We start from the raw sequence: 16752 nt of genomic DNA, 5'->3' as shown, positions 1-16752 counted from the left end.
ACAGGGCGCACTCGTTACCATAGAGCCATGTTCAGTTATCGCCACGCCTTCCACGCAGGCAACCATGCCGATGTGCTCAAGCACACGGTCTTGATCGCCGCCTTGCAACACCTTACCGAGAAAGACGCGGCCCTCACCGTGCTGGACACGCATGCGGGCGCGGGCCTCTACCGGCTCGATGGCGACTACGCCAGCACCAGCGGCGAAGCTGCAGACGGCATCGTCCGCCTGTTTGCCCCCACGGCCCCAACCCTCACGCCGGCCCTGCAGGCCTATGTGGACATGGTCCGTGCCTTCAACCAGGGCAACACGCTGCGGGTTTACCCAGGCTCCCCGTTCATCACCCAGCGCCTGTTGCGCGACCACGACAAGCTCAAGCTCTTTGAGCTGCATCCCACCGACCTGCGCGCCCTGGCGGGCAACGTGGCCCAGCTCGAAGCAGGCCGCCAGGTGGCCGTGCTGCACGAAGACGGGTTCGAAGGGATCAAGAAATTCCTGCCTCCACCGGCCCGCCGCGCTTTGGTGCTGTGCGATCCCAGCTATGAAATCAAGAGCGACTATGCCAAGGTGCTCGATGTGGCGGCGGATTCGCTCAAGCGCTTTGCCACCGGCACGTACGCCTTTTGGTACCCCATCATCCCGCGCCCCGAGGCGCACGACCTGCCTCGCCGTCTCAAGACCCTGGCCACCAAGGCAGGCAAAAGCTGGCTGCATGCCACGCTGACCGTCAAGAACAGCAAGCTCACCGAAAACGCTGCTGGCGACGTCAAGCGCCCAGGCTTGCCAGCCAGTGGCATGTTTCTGATCAACCCGCCCTTCACCCTGAAGGCCGCGCTCAAAACCGCACTGCCACAAATGGTGGAATTGCTGGCCCAGGACAAACACGCCACGCACACCCTGGAATCAGGCGGCTGATGCGTCCAAGTGGCGGGTCGTTCTTACGGCCCATCCGCCCCCACGTCCTCACTCTTCAGGGCAGGTCGATTCTCCATTGGCCACAGGAAACACCTCCACCGGCTTGAGCCCCAGACCGTGCAGCCCCAGGGCAATGGCTGCAGCGCGGCTCAAGTCCACGATCCGGCCCCGCGCATGGGGCCCCCGGTCATTCACGCGCACCACAACCCCTCGGCCCGTGATCTGGCTGCGCACACAGATGAATGTGCCAAAGGCCAGGGTGGGGTGCGCAGCTGTCATTGCGTGCATGTCAAACCGCTCACCACTGGCTGTCTTGCGCCGGTGAAACCCAGGCCCGTACCAGGACGCGAGTCCGGTCTCTGGCGCCACCTCGTACCGGCCAGACTCCCCCGAAGGCGCAGCCCATGGAGCGTCAATGGGCTCACCAAGAGGTTGCACCTCCTCATCCAGCAGCCCCGCCTCGGCCAACGCGGCATCCACGGCATTCGGGGTGGAGGGCTCTGCCGTGTTACCGGCCCCCTCTGCCTGCGCAGCAGGCAACCACGCACAGTAGGCCGCAACCAGCAGGGGCAGCAGCCGCAGGTGGGCGCTAGCGCTTGCAGCGCTCCAAAAATGCTTCCTCAAACCGTCGCAGATCGTTTTTCTCTCCATCCGTCAAATCCGTTCTGGCGCGTTTGTTGGTAAGAATGCGGCGAGACTCGGCGCATTGCTGGGCGTGCCGCTCCTGCTGCTCCCTGGAAGCCTGTGCTGCGACCTGGGCAGACTTTTCGTCTTCCCGGCGCTGCTTGTCGCGGTGGCGGCGCTCCGCCGAAAGCCGTGAGTACGCATCCTGCTCCTCCTCCCGGCAATCGCGCCGGTATTCGCGCCGCATTCCTTCCACCACATCGGCCTTGATGCCCCGGCCATACGCTCCCCGGATGTTTTCATCCAGGGCCCGGCAGCGCGCGCTCAGATACTGATGGTGGTCCGGGGTTTCGGGCGATGACCGCACCGGCGAATAGCTGTCATAACGTGGCGATGAATATTGCGCCGGGGCAGGCCCCGCCACAGCGGCTGTGGTGCGGGCACCGTCAGGACATGGCCGCGACAGGACAAAGGTGTTCCCGCTATCGTCCCGGCAGTGGTAGCGGGTCTGCGCCTGAACGCCCGACATGCCCAACACCCACACACACAGCGCACACCATACCGCCACCCCAGCTCGTTCCATGACCACCATCCCCCTGCAAATGTTGCAAAGTGCTAATGGTAGCCAAGCCGTGGTCGTCAGATCCCCAGGCGGCGGCAGATTTCCAGAGTGGCCGCACTCTGGTTCATGGTGTAGAAATGCAGTGCGGGCACGCCCGCGCTGCGCAGCTGGTCACACAGATCGGTCACCACATCCAGCCCAAAGGCCTTGATGCTGGCCGTGTCGTCGCCAAACGCCTGCAGGCGCAGGCGTATCCAACGGGGAATCTCGGCACCGCAGGCGTCCGAGAAACGCATCAGCTGCGTGGAGCTTCCGATGGGCATGATGCCCGGCACCACAGGCACGTTGGCGCCCAGGCGCTGTGTATCTTCCACAAAGCGGAAATACGCATCGCTGTTGTAGAAATACTGGGTGATGGCCGAGTCCGCACCCGCCTGCACCTTGGCGATGTAGGCGTTCAGGTCTGCCTCGGGCGACTTGGCCTGGGGATGCACCTCGGGGTAGGCGGCCACTTCGATGTGGAAATCCCGGCCCGTCTCCGCGCGGATGAAGGCCACCAAGTCACTGGCGTACTGAAACTCCCCGCCCGCGCCGTAGCCGCTCGGCAAATCGCCGCGCAGCGCCACCAGGCGCTTGACGCCCATGGCCTTGAGCGTGGCGAGCTGCTCGCGCACGGACTGGCGTGTGGCACCAATGCACGAGAAGTGCGAGGCGGCGCTCACACCTTCGGCCAGGATTTCGCGCACCGTGCCGAAAGTGCCCTCCTGCGTGGAGCCACCGGCGCCGTAGGTCACCGAGCAGAAATCCGGGTGCAGCGCATACAGCTGCTGGCGCGCAGCCCGCAGCTTGTCCGCACCTTCGGGCGTCTTGGGTGGAAAAAATTCGAAACTCACCGGAAAACCAGTGCCCTGGGCATTGGCAGCAATCATGGTGCCCTCCTCGCATAAACAAAAAATTCATGGTTGCCGTCGCCGCCCTGGATGGGGCTGTCGAGCCAGGCCTGCACGGCCAGACCCAGTTCGGCGCAGCAGTCGCGGATGCGTTTTTCCACCACGGCATACAGGGCGGCATCCCGCACCACACCGCCCTTGCCAACCTGGCCGGGCTGCAGTTCAAACTGCGGCTTGACCAGCATGAGCAGGTGGCCGTCAGGGCGCAGGAATGCGGCGATGGCGGGCAGCACCAGGGTCAGCGAGATGAAGGACAGGTCTCCCGTCACCAGGTCGAACGCCGGTGTCGTGTCCACCCCCGCGCATTCGGCGCGGCGTCTGCGCTGGACGGGCAGTGTGCCCTGCGCGCGGGCTTCGGCGCGCTGGGCGCGCTCGGACTTGAAGGCTTCGATGTCCTGGTCCTTGGCGTCGCCGCTATCGTCGTAGGCTTCGTCCACCAGGCCGCCGTTGCGCATCCAGCTGTAGGGCGCCTCGGGCTGGGTTTCGTTATCTTCGTCGGCTTCGACGACTTCAGAGAGCGCCAGCTCGCAGGCTTCCTGCAGCGCCTGGGCGGTCAGCGAGCGCGCGTTCACGCCCTCCACGCAGACCACACGCAGATCGCTGCGCAGCCGCTCGTGCAGCTGGCCATGGCCCACGTCCACACCGATGACCTGCGCTGCGCCCTGCTGCAGCAGGCAATCGGTAAAGCCGCCGGTGCTCTGCCCCACATCCAGGCAGCGCAGCCCGGCCACGGACAGCCCCGTGGCCAACAAGGCGCCTTCCAGCTTGAGGCCGCCGCGCGAGATGTACTTGGCCTCGGCATCGTCCAGCAGCTTCACCTCGGCCACGGACGGGATGTCATCGCCGTTCTTGGTCACCTTCTGCCAGGGCGCCAGGGGTGACAGACGCCACTCCACGCCCGCAGCAATCAGCCGCTGCGCTTGCGAGCGCGTGGCCGCATGGCCCGCTTCCACCAAAAATACATCTGCACGCATGGCGCTCATCCTTTAACAGTCAAATCAGCCTCCAGCGCTTATCCACAAAGCGCAAGCAGCTATCACAATAGTAGCAACCACGATGCAGTGATCCACCAGCGCCCCGGCGGCACGCCGCCAAGGCGCGCAATGCGCCTGGGGCGCGGGATCAATAGCGGTAGGTGTCCGGCTTGTACGGGCCTTGCTTGGGCACGCCAATGTAGGCGGCCTGCTCGTCGGTCAGCTCGGTCAACATGGCGCCCACCTTCTTGAGGTGCAGACGGGCCACCTTTTCGTCCAGGTGCTTGGGCAACACGTAGACCTTGCCGTTTTCGTAGTAGTCGCTGTGGGTGAACAGCTCGATCTGGGCAATGGTCTGGTTGGCAAAGCTCGACGACATCACAAAGCTCGGGTGGCCCGTGCCGCAGCCCAGGTTCACCAGGCGGCCCTTGGCCAGCAGGATGATGCGCTTGCCGTCCGGGAAGATCACGTGGTCCACCTGGGGCTTGATCTCTTCCCACTCGTACTGCTCCAGCGTCGCGACCTGGATTTCGTTGTCGAAATGGCCGATGTTGCAGACGATGGCCTGGTCCTTCATGGCCTTCATGTGGTCGTGCGTGATCACGTCCTTGTTGCCCGTGGTGGTCACGAAGATGTCGGCCTTGTCGGCGGCGTATTCCATCGTCACGACCTTGTAGCCTTCCATCGCGGCCTGCAGGGCGTTGATGGGGTCGATCTCGGTCACCCACACCTGGGCGGAGAGGGCGCGCAGTGCCTGGGCGCTGCCCTTGCCCACGTCGCCGTAGCCGGCCACGCAGGCCACCTTGCCGGCAATCATCACGTCGGTGGCGCGCTTGATGCCGTCCACCAGCGACTCGCGGCAGCCGTACAGGTTGTCGAACTTGCTCTTGGTCACCGAGTCGTTCACGTTGATGGCGCGGAACATCAGCGAGCCCTTGGCCGACATTTCCTTCAAGCGGTGCACGCCGGTGGTGGTTTCTTCGGTCACGCCGATGATCTGGGCGCTCTTGCGGCTGTACCAGGTCGGGTCCTCAGCCAGCTTGGCCTTGATGGAGGCAAACAGGCAGGTCTCTTCTTCGCTGGTGGGGTTGGCGATCAGCGATGCGTCCTTTTCGGCGCGCTTGCCCAGGTGCATCAGCAGCGTGGCATCGCCGCCGTCGTCCAGGATCAGGTTGGGGCCTTCGCCTTCGGTGCCGGCGGGGCCAAAGTCAAAAATGCGGTGGGTGTAGTCCCAGTATTCGGCCAGGGTCTCGCCCTTGATGGCAAACACGGGCGTACCGGCGGCAGCAATGGCGGCGGCGGCGTGGTCTTGGGTGGAGAAGATGTTGCACGATGCCCAGCGCACTTCAGCACCCAGTGCCTGCAGCGTCTCGATCAGCACGGCGGTCTGGATCGTCATGTGCAAGCTGCCGGTGATGCGGGCGCCCTTAAGCGCCTGCTTGGCGGCGAACTCCTCGCGGATGGCCATCAGGCCGGGCATCTCCGTTTCGGCGATGCGGATTTCTTTGCGGCCCCATGCGGCCAGGCCGATGTCGGCAATGATGCAGTCGGTGTTGACCGGGGCGTTGACGCGTGCGTTCATGATGGTTTCTTGCTCCAAAGCATGTTTGAAAAACCACTGGTCGCGGGAGTGAAAAAGCTCACCACACGAGAAGTGGATGAGCGTCGTTGCTAGATGACTCCGAGCCTCACGCCCCGCCTGTGCTGGGGACGCTGCAACGCTCCTCGGATCGGCGGATTATAAACAGTCAGTGCGATTGCGCTCAGGCAAACTAGCGCCCCACCACTTTGTCGTCCTTCGATGAAAGCACCAACGCGCTGGCTCCTATTTACATCGGCTCTGCTAGTGCTGATCGCCTATCCGGTGCTTTTCAGCCACTGGACTGAAGCGCGCTTTCGCTGGGCCATCGCCAACGCCGCCGACGACAACGCGGTGGACTGTGGCCAAACCTCCACCAGGAAAGACCCACGGGATGTCGTGGAATGCGCACAAGCGGCAATTGCCGGCCGACACGCGTTCAAAGCGTCGTTTCGGCAACCGGCCCTAGATGCTCCGGGAGCTACGGGGCTGGCCAGCCCCGCCTCGGGGCAAGTCCGCAGAATTGTTTACCAGGGCAATCCTGGCGGCTTTTGCCTCTACTTTTGCGACCACACCATTCAAACCCAGCCCTGCCCTGAGCCGTCGATCCATGTAACGTCCTACGTCCCAGAGGCTCAGTTTTGGACCATCTCTGTGCGATGCGCCACCGACGCCTCCAGCCACCCACCCGGCGGCACGCAAAATCCCTGAAGCAACCACGCCGGTAAAATTCAGCCCCCTCAGCGTCAAACCCTGGTTTGCTACAGCCCCTTCGGGTTCATGCAACAGTCGCTACTTCAACTACTCGCCCCGGAACCTCTGTGTCTTACGCCCCCGAAACCCGGCGCCGCCGTACCTTTGCCATCATTTCCCACCCCGACGCCGGTAAGACGACGCTGACGGAAAAGCTGCTGCTGTTCTCGGGTGCAATCCAGATCGCGGGCGCCGTCAAGGGTCGCAAGGCCAGCCGCCACGCCACCTCCGACTGGATGGAAATCGAAAAGCAGCGCGGCATCTCGGTGGCCAGCTCGGTGATGCAGATGCTGTACCGCGAGCACGTGATCAACCTGCTCGACACGCCCGGTCACAAGGACTTCTCGGAAGACACCTACCGCGTGCTCACCGCCGTGGACTCGGCGCTGATGGTGATCGACGCCGCCAACGGTGTGGAAGCACAGACCCGCCGCCTGATCGAGGTTTGCCGCCAGCGCGATACGCCCATCATCACCTTCGTGAACAAGATGGACCGCGAAGTGCGCGACCCACTGGACATCATGGACGAGGTGGAGCGCGAGCTGGGCATGCCCTGCTGCCCCATGACCTGGCCCGTGGGCCAGGGCAAGAGCTTTGGCGGCATCATCAACCTGCGCACCAAGACCATGACGGTGTTCGAGTCCGGCAGCGAACGCCGCCCGCAGGACTTTGAAGCCATCCCCTTGTCGGACGAGGCGACTCTGCGCGCACGCTTTGGCGCCGAGTTCGACGCCGCGCTGGAGAGCATGGAACTGGCCGTGGGCGCATCGCCCGCGTGGGACCATGAAGCCTTCCTGGCTGGCAAGCTCACCCCCGTGTTCTTCGGCTCCGGCGTGAACAACTTCGGGGTGATGGAAGTGCTGGACGCCCTGGTGGACATGGCCCCTCCCCCCGGCCCGCGCGTGAGCACGCTCGAAGTCAACAAGCAGCCCGTCGTGAAGACCATCCAGCCCGAAGACGAAGGCTTTGCCGGGGTGGTGTTCAAGGTGCAGGCCAACATGGATGCCAACCACCGCGACCGCATCGCCTTTGTGCGTGTGGCCTCGGGCAAGTACATGCCGGGCATGAAGCTCAAGGTGCAGCGCACCTCCAAGGAGCTGCGCCCCACCAGCGTGGTGACCTTCATGTCGCAACGCCGCGAGGCCGTCGAAGAAGCCTACGCAGGCGACATCATCGGCTTCACCACCCACGGCGGCGTGCAGCTGGGCGACACCATCACCGATGGTGCCAACCTGCAGTTCACCGGCCTGCCCTTCTTCGCGCCCGAGATGTTCATGACCGTGGTGCTCAAGAACCCACTGCGCACCAAACAGCTCCAGCAGGGCCTGGCCCAGCTGGGCGAGGAAGGCGCGATCCAGGTCTTCAAGCCCGACGCAGGCGGCAACATGCTGCTGGGCGCCGTGGGCCAGCTCCAGTTTGAAGTGGTGCAGCACCGCCTCAAAGCCGAGTACGACGCCGACGTGCGCCTGGAAGGCTGCCAGTACACCGGCGCGCGCTGGATCACCGCCGACAACGCGGCCGACCTGCGCGCGTTCACCGACGCCTACCCGCTGCGGCTGGCGCACGACGCGGCAGACACGCTGGCCTACCTGTGCACCAGCCCATATGACGTGCGCTTGGCGCAAGAGCGGTTTCCGAAGATCCATTTCCACCCGCTGCGCGAGCATGCGGGGTTGGCGCTGCAGGGCGCATAGCCCGCACAAGAGGGGGAAATTCTTGCGCAATCAGCCGATCAATTTCTCCGCGGCGCCGCTTTGCACCAGGACTTGCATAGGCTCCACCATTTCCGCACTGGCCCTGGTCGGTGCGGACTTGCTGCTGCTGAAGACTTGGACCCGAGGGCGTGATGTGCCTAGGAGTGTGGGCAGCAGAAGGCATCGAAGCGAAACGTGCAAAAACCGAGGATCGCGTGGTGCTACCGACAAGCCCAGGGTGGGCCCCTGGGCGCAGGAGGTGGTACCACGCGGGACCCGTTTATCGCGCGTTGCAGCCGATGCTCCTTCTGCCGCCCGCACTCCTAGCCACAACACGCCTGCAGCGCTCAACTTCCTGCGTCATTGGCAATGGACGCTCCAGCATTGAAAGCCGCGCGCCACGCGCTGCGCGAACACATCGACCGCCATCCCTGGATCGAGTGTCTCAGCGCCACACTGCTTCTGTCTCTGCTCACCCTGCTGGTGCATGGCGCATCACTCCAGGGATCTTGGCGCTGGGATGACGGCGCTCACCTGAGCTACGCCGCCCAATACACACCCTGGCAATATTTCTTGGAGCCCCACGTTGCCCAGGGGCACTCCAGCGCCAATGTCGCTCCATGGAACCTGCTGTTCTACGACATCAACCTGAGCTTGTTCGGCATGGCCGCCACTGGCCACTACGCGCACTTGCTGCTGCTCGTGGGGCTGGGAGCCGCGTTGTTCTATGCCGTGTTGCGAGAGTGGGTGGAGCCCCTGCCCGCGCTGATCGGCGCCGTTGCGCTGTTGCTTGGCAAGCCCACTGCCCACATCGCGGCGGGCCTGATGCATGGGCACTATGCGACCGGCTTCGTGTTCGCCATGCTGTCGATACTGGGCTGGACCCGGTATCTCAAAGGCGGGCGCGGATACTGGCTGGGGCTGTCGGCCCTGGCCTACCTGCTGGCGACTACCTGCAAGGAAGTCTATGTACCCCTGGTCGTCCTCTTGCCCTTCCTGCCCGTGGGCACGTGGCCGCAACGGGTGCGCGCACTGATACCGTTTGTGCTGATTGCACTGGTCTACATAGGGTGGCGCTACCTGCTACTGGGGCGCCTCGTGGGCGGCTACAGCCAGGGAGTTTTCGATGCCAGCGAGGCCCTGCGCCAGTTGCTCCGGGTTCCCAAATTGCTCCTCGGCTCCAAACCGCCCGGCAACATCCTTGCCGTTGTATTTCTCGGCCTTCTGTGCCTTGCGGCTGTGAAGCGCCGCCTCCATGCGCCTGTGTTCTTCGTGTCCTTGGGCATCGTCCTGCTGCCGCTGATACCGCTGACGGCCTTTCCGGGAATTCACAGTCCGGACCGCTACCTGTTCGTGCCGTGGGTGGCGTTTTCAGCCTGCCTGGCGGTCATCTGGCCGCGAGAGACGCGCCCGGTTTTTGCCCTTGTCGGAGGCGCAGCGCTTGTTGCGGCCCTGGCAGGTGTGCACGCGCAGGAGAAACAGGCGCTCAGGCCTAACCTGGCGTATTGGGACACGCTGTACCGCTTTGCCCTGTCGCTCGACAAAGAGCGGCAGGCCATATTCGTAGTCCCAGAGTTCGGAGGCACCGATGATGGATACAAACGCTCTGTACTGACCCGCGCCAGAAACACCGCCGACCTGTTTGCGCCAAAGCCGCAGCCAGGCGATTTGCACGTCGTGGACGAAATGGGCCGTGGCCTGGAACAGGTCCCTTTGGCCACCCTGCAGCTATTCGAGTTCCGTGGCGGGGACATGGTGCCCATGCCCCCCGAAAGGGTCGCAGAAAAACTCCCGAGCCTGGCGCGTGGGCAACCTGCCCAAAGTGTCCGTTAGAAGCAGCCATCTCTTCGTCCACAGAAAAAGGTGCAAGCCCGAGCGACAGCCCTCCGCGACTTTCACCAACGCCCCCTCTCGCCATCCCCATGCCTTCTCGTTCCCCCATGCTTCCGTTGAGTACCTGGAATCCTCCCGCCCGCCTCGTCGGCCTGCTCACCGACATCGACGACACGCTGACCACGGAGGGGGTTGTGCCTGCGCACGTGGTGCAGGCGATGGAGTCGCTCAAGGCCCGGGGACTGGCCGTGATCCCCATCACGGGTCGCCCCGTAGGCTGGAGCGAGCCCTTTGTGGCAGCCTGGCCTGTGGATGCCATCGTGGCCGAGAATGGTGCTGTGGCCCTGCAGCGCTCTCTGGACAAGCGCGATGCGCTGTTAAAACGATATCAACAGGATGCAGCCACGCGCGCAGCCCATTTCGCCCGCATGCAGCAAGTGCTGGCTGACATCGAAGCCAGGGTGCCTGGCGCCCGCCGCGCGACCGACTCGCCCGGACGCGAAACGGACATCGCCATCGACCACAGTGAGTTCACACACCTGCCCCAAGAACGGATCGACCAATGCGTGGCGATCCTGCGCGCCGCAGGCATGAACGCCACCGTGAGCAGCATCCACATCAACGGCTGGTTCGGGGCGCACAACAAGCTGGAGGGCGCGCGCTGGATCGTGCGCGAGTTGCTGGGACGCGACCTCGACGCGGAGATCGACCGCTGGGTGTATGTGGGCGACTCGACCAACGACCAGCTCATGTTCGAGCACTTCCCCCACAGCGTGGGCGTGGCCAACATCGCGCGCTTTGTGCCACAACTGCAGCACCTGCCGCGTTATGTGACCCAGGGCGAACGGGGCGCGGGGTTTGCCGAAGTGGCACGGGCGATCCTGGCGGGTCTGGATCGCGGCGGGAGCTGAGCCTGAAGCAGCCTTGGCCGAGAAATTTGAATAAAAATACGGCCTAGCGCTTGATGGATTTGCGCAAATAGCTATATTTTTGATAGCAAAACTTCACAGTCTACGCCCTTCTCAGGCCTTGAGGAAGATGTCCGTATCTGGCGCAAAGCAGGCGTGCAAGGGCAGCAGCGCTCCGCCCAGCGCGCGGGCGTCCGAGCCCATGGTGCCCAGCTCCAGCCGGGGGGGCTGGTGCAGGCCTTCCCAGTTGTAGTCGGCCAGCGCGTGGCGGGCGCTCTCGCACAGGGCCTGCAGCAGCTCGGGGGCGGCGGCACCATCGACCACCACGGCGTCCAGATCCAAAAACGCGGTGGCCGAGACGATGCAGTGCGCCAAGCCCGCAGCCGCGCGTGCGATCCAGCCCCGGCTGTGTTCCAGCCACGGGGCCTGCAGCACGCGCTTGTCGTAGGCGGCCATGGGGTCGAGACCGTGTTCGCGAAAGCGCTGCTCCAGCTCCCACAGGGAGGCCTGGCTGATGAGCTGCGCGGGCGCCTGGCCCGGCTGGGCGGGTGACAGCGGCAGCGAGGCCACCGCACCCGCGTTGCCATGCAGACCGCGATGCAGGTGCGAATTGATGACCAGCCCGCCACCCACAAAGGTGTCCATGAACAGGTACAGAAAACTCGGGATGTCGCGCCCGCGCCCCTGCAGCAGCTCGGCCACGCAGGCGGCGGAGGTGTCCTTGGCAAAGCTCACGGGCAGCTCGGTCATCTGCTGCACCTGCTCGGCCAGGTCGATGTTGTTCCAGGCTTCGGACTGCGCCTCGGTCAGCCCCAGCATGCGGTGCCAGCCGCCGAGCTGGAACGGCGCGGCCACGCCCACCCCTACCACGCGCGAGCGCAGCGGGCCCAGGCCGTCGAGCAGCTGGTTCAGGTGCGTGCGGATCGCAGGCAACAGCACGTCGATGTCAGGGAAGGCGTAGTCGAGCACGATGCGCTCGCGCACATGGCCGGTGAAGTCCACCAGCAGCCAGTCGGCACTGCGGCGGCCGATCTTGATGCCGATGGCAAAGGCGCCGTCGGGGTTGAGACCAATGGGCACCGAAGGCTGGCCCACACGGCCGCGCACCGGGGCTTCGCGGCGCAGCAGCTGGTCTTCATCGAGCCGCGCAGTAATGAGCCCGATGGTCTGCGCCGTGAGGCCCGTGACCCGCGCCATCTCGGCCTTGGCGAGGCTGCCGTGAGTGCGCAGCGCCTGCAGCACCACGCGCTCGTTGAACTGGCGCAGCCCCACGTGGTTGGAGCCGCGCTGGCGCAGCAGCGCGGGGCTGGCGGCAGCGTTGTCAACGGCGGATGGAGAAGCGTCGGTGTCCAGCATGGTGATGAAACGATCAGGCGTTCAGAGTGTCGCCGATGACGCCCTTGCGCAGCAGGAAGTTGCCCCAGGGCTGCAGCTCGCCAGTGACGACGATGGCATAGGCCTTTTTGACGCGCTCGTAGAACGCAAAACGCTCCACGCCTTCGGCCTGCTCACTGGCCACGCCCTCGCGCGCCAGCACGTCCATGGTTTCGCGCTGCAGGGCTGAGCGGTAGGGCACCTCGGTGCCGCCCACCTGCATGTAGGCCACAGGATGCGGCACATCCTGCGCCAGCGGCAGCACGCTGGCCACCGCTTGCACGGCGCGCGCCATGCCGATACCGGGCAGGCGCAGCACGGGCTTGCCCGCGCCCAGGCTCATGGCGGTGAAGTTGGCGTCGGCCAGCACGATGGCGTCGTCGTGGCCCATCTCGGCCAGCACCTTGAGCAGGTCGGGGGTCAGCAGCGGGTCGATGTTTTTGAGCATGGCAGCGTCTTCAGGCAAGGCATTCAGCGGGCAGGTCGGTGGCCGCCATAGCGCCCGTCATCACGGCCACGGTGTCGCTCATGCTGATCTTCTTGGGGTTGACCACCGCCGCACGCTTGCCCAGGCGGGCGATGTGGATGCGGTCGGCAATCTCGAACACATGGGGCATGTTGTGGCTGATGAGGATGACGGGCAGGCCCTTGTCGCGTACGCGGCGGATCAGCTCCAGCACCATGTTGCCCTCCTTCACGCCGAGGGCGGCGGTGGGTTCATCCATGATGACCACATGGCGCGCAAACGCTGCGGCGCGCGCCACGGCCACGCACTGGCGCTGGCCGCCCGAGAGTGTCTCCACCGCCTGTGTCATGGAGCGGATGCCGACCTTCAGCTCGGCCATGCGGGCCACGCTTTCTTCGAGCATCTTTTTCTTGTCGAGCATGCGCAGCGCGCTGCCCAGCAGTCCGGGGCGGCGCAGTTCGCGGCCCAGAAACAGGTTCTCGGCAATGGTCATGGCCGGGGCCACGGCCAGGTCCTGGTACACGGTTTCGATGCCCGCGCGGCGTGCGTCGATGGGGCTCTTGAACTGGATGCGCTGGCCGTCGAGCAGGATCTCGCCTTCGTCGGGCACGGTGGCGCCCGACAGCGCCTTGATGAGGCTCGATTTGCCCGCGCCGTTGTCGCCGATCACAGCCAGGATCTCCCCGGCGCGCAGTTCAAAGTCGGCGCCATCCAACGCGGTGACCTGCCCGTAGCGCTTGACCAGGCCCTTGGCCTGCATGACCAGGGGGGCGTTCGTGGTGTGTGGGGAGGTGGTCATGATCAACGCACTCCTTTGCGCGAGAGTTGGTCGGTGGCCACGGCCAGGATCACGAGGATGCCGGTGACGAGGATCTGGTAGACCGACGACACGCCCATCAGCGTGAGTCCATTGCGGAACACGCCCACGATGAGCGCCCCCACCAGCGTGCCCAAAATCATGCCGCGCCCGCCAAACAGACTGGTGCCGCCCAGCACCACGGCGCTGATGGCGTCGAGGTTTTCGGTCTGGCCCGCGTTCGGGTCACCCGCGCCAGTGCGGGCCACCGACAGCACCGACGCGATGCCGTAGAACAGGCCCGCCAGCACATACACGCCCAGCAGCACCTTGTCGGTGGCAATACCGGTGAGGCGCGTGGCCTCGGGGCTGTTGCCCACGGCGTAGACATGGCGGCCCGGCGCGGTCTCGCGCAGCGCAAACCAGGTGACGAGGTACAGCACCAGCATGAGCACCGCGCCCCAGACGATGGCGGTCTGCCCCAGCTGGAAGGTGTTGCCCAGTGCGGTCATGCCAGCCGGGATGTCGGTGATGGTCTGCGCGCCCGAGTACAGCTGCGTGGCGGCAAACGCGATGTTGAGCGTACCCAGCGTGACGATGAAGGGCGGCAGCTTGATCTTGGTGACCAGCAGGCCGTTGATCAGGCCGAACAGCATGGTCACCGCCATGCCGCAGGCAATCGCCACGGGGGCCGAAAGGCCGTAGTCCGCCGCCATCTTGGTCATCACGATGCCGCCCAGAGCCATCACCATGCCACACGACAGATCAATGCCCGCCGTGAGGATGACCAGCGTCTGGCCGATGGCGATCACCGCCACCACCATGACCTGCTGCAGGATGAGCGCGAAGTTCTGCGCCGACAGGAAACGCTCGCTCTGCGTGGCAAAAAAGGCGCACGCCAGGATCAGCGCGATGAACGGCCCCAGCGTGGCCAGGGGCGGTAGTTTGGAAGCGGTCGAGGACATGGCGGCTCCGTGCGGGTGGACAAAGGGGGCGCTCAGAAAGCAGTTGACGGTTGGGAGCCGATCGCAAAACTCAGCGAAGCGGTTCTGGCTAGGCGCTGCGTCGCAGGCAGTACGGTAGTACGACAAGACGCAGCAACGACGCCAGAAGAGTTTTGAGAACGGCTCTTACTTGGCGCCCCAGCACAGGTCGGTGCCGGTCTTCACATCCTTGCTGTCCACGCCCGCCATGGGCTTGGCAGCGATCAGCGTCACGCCGGTGTCGGTGTAGCCGCTGACCTTCTTGCCGGTCTTGGCGTATTCCACGCCCGCCGCCACGCCCATGGCGGCCATGCGCAGCGGGTACTGCTGGCTGGTGGCGGCGATCACTCCCTTGCCCACGTCGGCGATGCCTGCGCAGCCACCGTCCACCGAGACGACGAGCACGTTCTTCTCCTTGCCTGCGGCCTTGAGCGCGTTGTAGGCACCGGCGGCAGCGGGCTCGTTGATGGTGTAGACGATGTTGATGTCAGGGTTCTTCTGCAAGCAGTTTTCCATGCCGGTCTGGCCCTTGGCGCGGTCGCCAAAGCTGTCGGCCATGCAGACCACTTCGGCGGGGCGCGACAACTCATTGCTCTTGGCATCGTTGGCCTGCAGACCAAAGCCCTTCAGGAAGCCGTTGTGCCGCTGTGCGCCCACGGGGTGGCCGGGGAACAGGTCCAGCGTGGCAATCACAGGCTTCTTGCCTGCAGCGGCGGCCTTGGCGTACTGGCCGATCAGCTCGCCCGCCTTGTAGTTGTCGGTGGCAAACAGCGCGTCCGTCGCATCCATGGGCTCGGTGGGGCTGTCGAGCGCAATCACCATCACGCCGCGCGCCTGCGCCTTTCTGATCGCGGGCACGATGGCCTTGGCGTCGCTGGGGGTGATGAGGATGGTCTTGGCACCTGCGGCGATCAGGTTCTCCATGGCCGTGACCTGGCCCGCGTTGTCGCCATCGGTCTTGCCTGCGGCCGACACCAGCTTGGCACCCAGCTTCTTGGCCTCGGCCGTGGCGCCCTCTTTCATCTTCACAAAGAAGGGGTTGGTCTCGGTCTTGGTGATGAGGCCGATGACGGGCTCGGACGTCTGCGCCTGGGCCAGGCCACAGGCCAGGGCGCCGGTGAGGGCAAGGGCAGAAAGCGCAAAGGCGGGGGTGCGTTGCATGGTGTTGTCTCCGGGTGTTGGGATGGCAGATTCCTGTCGGCCCCGTGCTGCGCGGCTGGCAGGTGAACCACTCTTGTCGGGTGGATGGGATCGAACTATAGTGGCCGACGAGTTAATAAATCAAGTGGATTTACTTATGGTTTTCCCTATCCAGTCCCCCGACTCCAGCCCCGCCCACACCGCACCGCCGCTGCGCGTGGCCACGGCGGGCGAGGCCTTGTTTGACCTGATCGAAGAGCCCGATGGCCGCCTCAAGCCCTGCGCAGGCGGCGCGGTCTACAACCTCACGCGCGCGCTGGGCCTGCAGGGCGTGGGCACGCTGTACCTCAACCCGCTGTCGGGCGACATGCTGGGGCGACAACTGGCACGCGGCCTGCACGACGCGGGCGTGGCCCTGGCAGCGCCCACGCCGGTGCTTGCGCCCAGCGCGCTGGCGCTGGCCGCACTGGATGCCGAGGGCAAGGCCAGCTACAGCTTCTACCGCGACGGCGTGGCCGACCGCCAGGTGACGGCCGCTGCGCTGATTGCCGCCTGCGCTGCTTTGCCCGACTTGCTGGTGGTGGCCACGGGCTGCCTGGCGCTAGTGGCACAGGACGCTGCCGTTTACCAGCCCTGGCTGGCAGCGCAGCGCGTAGCAGGCCGCATGGTGGTGGTGGATGCCAACCTGCGCCTGTCGGCCGTGGACGATGCCGATGCCTACCGCGCCAACGTGATGGCTGCCCTGCAGCACGCCCACCTCATCAAGGTGAGCGACGATGACCTGGAGGCGCTGGCTGTTCCGGGCGCCAACGCATTGGAGCGCGCCCGCTATCTGCAGCAGCAAACACAGGCCCAATGGCTCGCGCTCACGCTGGGGCCGGAAGGTGCCTGGCTGCTGCAGCGCGACGGCCTGGCCGTGCATGCGCGCGAAGAAGCGCCGATCACGGTGGTGGACACCGTGGGCGCAGGCGACTGTTTTCTGGCGGGTTTGATCACCGCCTGGCTGGCAGGGCCTGAGCGTGGGGAGGAAGCGCGGGCCAGAGGTGCGGAGGGCTTGACGGCTCCGGTCACCAAAGCCCGGTTGCGCGCCATGCTGCTCCACGCGCTGGCCAGTGCCGGCCACTGCGTGGAGCGCGCGGGCTGCACGCCGCCGCGTTACGAGGAAGTGCGCGAAAGGCTGGCGTTGCGGCGCTGAGCGACC

15 protein-coding genes and 1 riboswitch are annotated in these 16752 nt (G+C 65.1%); of the genes, 5 read left to right on the top strand and 10 right to left on the bottom strand.

Going from position 1 to position 16752, the window contains the following annotated elements:
• The first annotated feature begins 27 nt into the window (after positions 1-27).
• On the top strand, positions 28-915 hold the full coding sequence (locus LPA35_RS06780; RefSeq protein ID WP_228896092.1) for a 23S rRNA (adenine(2030)-N(6))-methyltransferase RlmJ: 888 nt from the start codon (positions 28-30) through the stop codon (positions 913-915).
• Between the two features lie 48 nt (positions 916-963).
• On the opposite strand, the gene LPA35_RS06775 is transcribed toward LPA35_RS06780, so the two are convergent.
• From LPA35_RS06775 to ahcY, 5 genes are all read right to left on the bottom strand, one after another.
• Positions 964-1539 carry a septal ring lytic transglycosylase RlpA family protein gene (locus LPA35_RS06775; protein ID WP_228896090.1) on the bottom strand — a complete coding sequence of 192 codons (576 nt, stop codon included), beginning with the start codon at positions 1537-1539 and terminating at the stop codon, positions 964-966.
• Positions 1505-2068: a hypothetical protein gene (locus LPA35_RS06770; protein WP_121422876.1), complete on the bottom strand. Its 564-nt coding sequence runs from the start codon at positions 2066-2068 to the stop codon at positions 1505-1507. Before LPA35_RS06770 ends, LPA35_RS06775 begins: the two co-directional genes overlap by 35 nt.
• Positions 2069-2178: 110 nt before the next feature.
• Positions 2179-3030 (bottom strand): methylenetetrahydrofolate reductase [NAD(P)H], encoded by an 852-nt coding sequence (gene metF, locus LPA35_RS06765; RefSeq protein WP_121421226.1) that lies wholly within the window; start codon positions 3028-3030, stop codon positions 2179-2181.
• Complete coding sequence (locus LPA35_RS06760; RefSeq protein WP_228896088.1) at positions 3027-4025, bottom strand: TlyA family RNA methyltransferase; 999 nt, start codon at positions 4023-4025, stop codon at positions 3027-3029. The genes metF and LPA35_RS06760 overlap by 4 nt, the downstream gene beginning before the upstream one ends.
• A 148-nt stretch (positions 4026-4173) precedes the next feature.
• Entirely contained in the window at positions 4174-5607 is a 1434-nt protein-coding gene (gene ahcY / locus LPA35_RS06755) for an adenosylhomocysteinase (RefSeq protein ID WP_228896085.1), read from the bottom strand.
• A 71-nt stretch (positions 5608-5678) separates the two neighbouring features.
• A riboswitch (S-adenosyl-L-homocysteine riboswitch) is annotated at positions 5679-5758 on the bottom strand.
• 667 nt (positions 5759-6425) lie between these two features.
• Here ahcY and LPA35_RS06750 point away from each other — a divergent pair.
• From LPA35_RS06750 to LPA35_RS06740, 3 genes are all read left to right on the top strand, one after another.
• Positions 6426-8051: a peptide chain release factor 3 gene (locus LPA35_RS06750; protein ID WP_228896083.1), complete on the top strand. Its 1626-nt coding sequence runs from the start codon at positions 6426-6428 to the stop codon at positions 8049-8051.
• Between the two features lie 369 nt (positions 8052-8420).
• Complete coding sequence (locus LPA35_RS06745) at positions 8421-9884, top strand: hypothetical protein (protein ID WP_228896081.1); 1464 nt, start codon at positions 8421-8423, stop codon at positions 9882-9884.
• A gap of 107 nt (positions 9885-9991) precedes the next feature.
• Positions 9992-10795, top strand: coding sequence for an HAD-IIB family hydrolase (locus tag LPA35_RS06740; protein ID WP_228896800.1), 804 nt, complete (start codon positions 9992-9994; stop codon positions 10793-10795).
• A 111-nt stretch (positions 10796-10906) separates the two neighbouring features.
• Here the strand turns inward: LPA35_RS06740 and LPA35_RS06735 are convergent, their stop codons facing one another.
• The 5 genes from LPA35_RS06735 to LPA35_RS06715 form a co-directional block, all read right to left on the bottom strand.
• Positions 10907-12148: an ROK family transcriptional regulator gene (locus tag LPA35_RS06735; protein WP_228896079.1), complete on the bottom strand. Its 1242-nt coding sequence runs from the start codon at positions 12146-12148 to the stop codon at positions 10907-10909.
• Between the two features lie 13 nt (positions 12149-12161).
• Positions 12162-12614 (bottom strand): RbsD/FucU family protein, encoded by a 453-nt coding sequence (locus LPA35_RS06730; protein ID WP_057270393.1) that lies wholly within the window; start codon positions 12612-12614, stop codon positions 12162-12164.
• Positions 12615-12624: 10 nt separating this feature from the next.
• Complete coding sequence (locus LPA35_RS06725) at positions 12625-13431, bottom strand: ATP-binding cassette domain-containing protein (RefSeq protein ID WP_218301639.1); 807 nt, start codon at positions 13429-13431, stop codon at positions 12625-12627.
• A 2-nt stretch (positions 13432-13433) separates the two neighbouring features.
• Complete coding sequence (locus tag LPA35_RS06720) at positions 13434-14393, bottom strand: ABC transporter permease (protein WP_055393070.1); 960 nt, start codon at positions 14391-14393, stop codon at positions 13434-13436.
• Positions 14394-14558: 165 nt separating this feature from the next.
• Positions 14559-15572, bottom strand: coding sequence for a sugar ABC transporter substrate-binding protein (locus tag LPA35_RS06715; protein ID WP_228896077.1), 1014 nt, complete (start codon positions 15570-15572; stop codon positions 14559-14561).
• Positions 15573-15708: 136 nt separating this feature from the next.
• On the opposite strand from LPA35_RS06715, the gene LPA35_RS06710 reads away from it, so the two are divergent.
• On the top strand, positions 15709-16746 hold the full coding sequence (locus LPA35_RS06710) for a PfkB family carbohydrate kinase (RefSeq protein ID WP_228896075.1): 1038 nt from the start codon (positions 15709-15711) through the stop codon (positions 16744-16746).
• Positions 16747-16752: the final 6 nt, after the last annotated feature.

Source organism: Acidovorax sp. Leaf73 (assembly GCF_916855635.1).
Lineage (GTDB): Bacteria > Pseudomonadota > Gammaproteobacteria > Burkholderiales > Burkholderiaceae_C > Acidovorax > Acidovorax facilis.
This window is presented reverse-complemented; position numbering and strand designations above follow the sequence as displayed.

Excerpts from the sequence above, each read along its gene's own strand:
- LPA35_RS06720 (WP_055393070.1), bottom strand. The coding sequence starts at position 14,393 with ATGTCCTCGACCGCTTCCAAACTACCGCCCCTGGCCACGCTGGGGCCG.
- metF (WP_121421226.1), bottom strand. The coding sequence starts at position 3,030 with ATGATTGCTGCCAATGCCCAGGGCACTGGTTTTCCGGTGAGTTTCGAA.
- LPA35_RS06710 (WP_228896075.1), top strand. The coding sequence starts at position 15,709 with ATGGTTTTCCCTATCCAGTCCCCCGACTCCAGCCCCGCCCACACCGCA.
- LPA35_RS06740 (WP_228896800.1), top strand. The coding sequence starts at position 9,992 with ATGCTTCCGTTGAGTACCTGGAATCCTCCCGCCCGCCTCGTCGGCCTG.
- LPA35_RS06730 (WP_057270393.1), bottom strand. The coding sequence starts at position 12,614 with ATGCTCAAAAACATCGACCCGCTGCTGACCCCCGACCTGCTCAAGGTG.
- LPA35_RS06715 (WP_228896077.1), bottom strand. The coding sequence starts at position 15,572 with ATGCAACGCACCCCCGCCTTTGCGCTTTCTGCCCTTGCCCTCACCGGC.
- LPA35_RS06770 (WP_121422876.1), bottom strand. The coding sequence starts at position 2,068 with ATGTCGGGCGTTCAGGCGCAGACCCGCTACCACTGCCGGGACGATAGC.
- ahcY (WP_228896085.1), bottom strand. The coding sequence starts at position 5,607 with ATGAACGCACGCGTCAACGCCCCGGTCAACACCGACTGCATCATTGCC.
- LPA35_RS06745 (WP_228896081.1), top strand. The coding sequence starts at position 8,421 with ATGGACGCTCCAGCATTGAAAGCCGCGCGCCACGCGCTGCGCGAACAC.
- LPA35_RS06780 (WP_228896092.1), top strand. The coding sequence starts at position 28 with ATGTTCAGTTATCGCCACGCCTTCCACGCAGGCAACCATGCCGATGTG.
- LPA35_RS06725 (WP_218301639.1), bottom strand. The coding sequence starts at position 13,431 with ATGACCACCTCCCCACACACCACGAACGCCCCCCTGGTCATGCAGGCC.
- LPA35_RS06735 (WP_228896079.1), bottom strand. The coding sequence starts at position 12,148 with ATGCTGGACACCGACGCTTCTCCATCCGCCGTTGACAACGCTGCCGCC.
- LPA35_RS06760 (WP_228896088.1), bottom strand. The coding sequence starts at position 4,025 with ATGCGTGCAGATGTATTTTTGGTGGAAGCGGGCCATGCGGCCACGCGC.